General features: G+C 46.3%; 3 protein-coding genes. All 3 read left to right on the top strand.

The genetic code is table 11. The features are described 5' to 3' along the window. The first annotated feature begins 91 nt into the window (after positions 1 to 91). From MWU84_RS23735 to MWU84_RS23745, 3 genes are read left to right on the top strand one after another with little or no spacing between them, the layout of a single operon-like run. The gene (locus MWU84_RS23735; RefSeq protein WP_093978152.1) at positions 92 to 976 is read left to right on the top strand and encodes a tyrosine-type recombinase/integrase; all 885 of its coding nucleotides are present in this window, start codon (positions 92 to 94) and stop codon (positions 974 to 976) included. Next, the gene (locus MWU84_RS23740) at positions 973 to 2,091 is read left to right on the top strand and encodes an IS91 family transposase (RefSeq protein WP_093978153.1); all 1,119 of its coding nucleotides are present in this window, start codon (positions 973 to 975) and stop codon (positions 2,089 to 2,091) included. Before MWU84_RS23735 ends, MWU84_RS23740 begins: the two co-directional genes overlap by 4 nt. A 14-nt stretch (positions 2,092 to 2,105) precedes the next feature. Beyond that, on the top strand, positions 2,106 to 2,309 hold the full coding sequence (locus MWU84_RS23745; protein WP_093978154.1) for a hypothetical protein: 204 nt from the start codon (positions 2,106 to 2,108) through the stop codon (positions 2,307 to 2,309). Positions 2,310 to 2,434: the final 125 nt, after the last annotated feature.

Below are 2,434 nucleotides of genomic sequence, written 5' to 3' on the forward strand. Positions count from 1 at the left end.
TGTTGAACTAAACCTTCGGTAACCTTTTCAGCTAGATTTCGTAAATTATATGGATTAATCTAAATCTAAAATTTATGTATCAAAAAAAAGTGTGCAATCCTGCACCGAACTGGCAAAAAGTACGGTACCGAACTTCGGGAAGGCCTATCAAAGGTACCGAAGGGCCTATATAGCGGCGGGCTATTCGGAATCTACCTGTAAGAACTACCTTAGGGCCCTGTCCCAGATCAGCCTGCATTATGGCAAAAGCTTCCATCTATTGGACGACGGGCAAATTACCGATTACATGTATGATCTACGGCTGCGCAAAGCAAGCCATTCCTTGATCAAGCTTTTGGTGTACGGCTACCGGTTTCTGTTCCAAGTAATGAAAACCCCGAACCGGAGCATCGAGCTCAAGGGCAACCGTGCCAAGGTCAAAGTCCCTGTTGTACTCAACCAACAAGAGGTCAAAAGTCTGCTGGACCCAGTGCATTGCCCCAATCTAAAACACCGGGTAGCGTTGTCCCTGCTCTATTCCTCTGGCCTAAGGATAAGCGAACTATTGAAGTTGAGGCCGGAGGACATCGATTTCAATGCACATCGGATCCACATAATAGACAGCAAGCACGGGGTTACCCGATATGTGGTATTGTCAAAATTAATGGCAAAGGGCCTAAAGACCTATATAGGCAACTACCATCCGGAAAAATACTTGATCAATGGTCATCAAAGGGCCAAGCCCTATTCCCGCTCATCCGTTACAAAGGTGCTGGCCAGGACACTTGATCGGGCAGGAATCTGCAAGCATGTAACGATCCATAGCCTGCGCCATAGTTTTGCCGTCCATTTCTTGGAACAGGGAGGGAACATATTGCAATTAAAAGAACAACTGGGCCATAGCAGCCTACAGAGCACCCTGATATACCTTAGAGTTGCCAAGGCCGGATATGAAGACCTGAGGAGCCCGCTCGATGTACTTTACCACATCCCTTGAGACCGAAGTACGAGGTGGCGGGGATACTTGGACAATATGGGGACGATTTTTTGGAAGGCCACAAAGTAAGCTACCAAAAGAGAAAGGTAATCAGGGCCATTGTCAATTGCAGGACGGCAGTACTAGGGGGACATCTCCAAGGTTGTCCCGACTGCGGCCATCGACAGATCGCCTATAACAGTTGCCGAAACAGGCACTGTCCCAAGTGCCAGGTCCAACAGCGGGAAAAATGGATCCGGGCACGTACGGAACAGGTCCTGCCGGTGCCTTATTTCCATGTTGTCTTTACCATACCGAGCGAGTTGAACCAGTTGTGCCTGGCCTATCCAAAACAGCTCTACAACATCTTGTTCAGTGCATCATGGAAGACCCTAACGGTATTTTCCAATGACCCTAAACATCTGGGAGCAAGGAGCGGTATGACCAGTATCCTACACACTTGGGGGCAAAACCTGAGCCTTCATCCCCATGTCCATTGCCTGGTGCCATCGGGAGGGATCGACAGACAGGGCAAATGGAAGGAAGGCCGCGGTAAAGGAAAATACCTTTTTCCGGTAAAAGCAATGGCCCAGGTATTCCGGGGCGTGTTCCTCAAGCAGTTGAAACTATTGAAAAATAAAGTGGAAATCGATCATGCAGACCTAAAGGGCCTTGTGGACTCCTTATTCAAAAAACCATGGGTAGTCTATGCCAAGAGGCCTTTTGCCGGTGCTGCAAGTGTCATCGAATATTTAGGGAGATATTCCCATAAGGTCGCCATTAGCAACCATAGGATCAAGGCCATCGAAGATAACAAAGTCTACTTTGACTATAAAAACTATAGAACCCACCAAAGCTCTCAAATGCACCTTGGGGCCCAGGAGTTCATCCGCAGGTTCGTACAGCACATATTACCTAAGGGATTTGTACGGATAAGGCATTTTGGAATATGCGCTTCTAGGAGCAAGGCCCTGTTGACTATTATAAAGGACCGGTTATTGGAACAAAGCTCTCTGGAGACCATATCATTTTCCTACCCACAATGGTCCAAAAAACCAATAATATGCCCCAAATGCAAGGAGGGCATCATGAAAAACCTAAGGATAATACTTTCGATCAGGGCAGGGCCTTGGTGAAATCCGTGAATCCAATGGAAATAGATAAAATAAATACACGTTCAATAAAACGGTCGGAAACACTTATTGGTACCGACAGGGAGGGTTATGTCCCAAAAGAAAAGAGAACCATGAATCTGGACCATCTGAACCCAAGACAATATGATACCTTCCATACTGCCTACCAAAAATCCGATCGGAAAAAGAAAACAGGCCTCGCACTAAGTAAAAATTCCTAACTTGGGATAAAATAAAACGGATTCAATCCCCATAGCATTATAAGCGCAAAACCGACACCGCATAGTTCAACGGCGGATTAAATCAAACTGCGCCATTGGCTTACATGATTTAATCCTATAATGTT

Origin of the sequence: Arenibacter sp. F20364, assembly GCF_023015905.1 — a bacterium.
GTDB lineage: Bacteria > Bacteroidota > Bacteroidia > Flavobacteriales > Flavobacteriaceae > Arenibacter.

What these genes read in the sequence shown, in the direction of transcription:
- MWU84_RS23745 (WP_093978154.1), top strand. Translation starts at nt 2,106, where the DNA reads ATGGAAATAGATAAAATAAATACACGTTCAATAAAACGGTCGGAAACA.